The following is a 511-nucleotide window of genomic DNA, read 5'->3' on the forward strand; positions in this document are numbered from 1 at the left end:
TTTGATAATCTCTTTAACCGCATGTTCGGTCAGGCCTTTTTCGAACCGCTCGACCGCTAATTTTTCTCGAATGGTCGATGCGGTCGCTGGCCCAAGATCCGACAGGATCAGCGCATCTTCGATATCATCAAGCGTCGCCTCATCCAGCTTGGCCTTGGTGACCAGGCCTGCGAGATTTTCGGTCAGCCGCGATGATGTCTTGCTGAAGCCGCCAAACAGGCGATCTTTCCAACTGCTTTTCTCGGTCACGCTGCCACCCTGCCAATCAATTTTTTATTCTGCATGCCAGTAATTTCAACCGGAACAATCTCGCCCTTGCTTGCGGAGCAATCCAGCTGGACGCGGGCAAAATTCTCCGCATAGCCGTTATCTCCAGACATTTCCGCGAGGATATTCTGTCTGGACCCGACCAATGAGCGACGCCAGTCCAATGTGCGTCGCGTGACTGCCTCTCGCAATATTTTTGCTCTTTCCTTGATCACATGCCCGTCAACCTGCGGCATTTTCGCCG

1 protein-coding gene and 1 pseudogene are annotated in these 511 nt (G+C 52.8%); both read right to left on the reverse strand.

Going from position 1 to position 511, the window contains the following annotated elements; translation table 11 throughout:
* A partial coding sequence (locus tag V7665_RS13855) for a signal recognition particle receptor subunit alpha (RefSeq protein ID WP_335665109.1) occupies nucleotides 1–249 on the reverse strand: 249 nt, incomplete at its 3' end.
* Nucleotides 246–511, reverse strand: a pseudogene (locus V7665_RS13860) (tRNA (N(6)-L-threonylcarbamoyladenosine(37)-C(2))-methylthiotransferase MtaB); the annotation flags it as partial. The gene V7665_RS13855 and the pseudogene V7665_RS13860, both read right to left, overlap by 4 nt.

The organism is Parasphingorhabdus sp., from assembly GCF_036964675.1.
Taxonomy (GTDB): Bacteria; Pseudomonadota; Alphaproteobacteria; order Sphingomonadales; family Sphingomonadaceae; genus Parasphingorhabdus.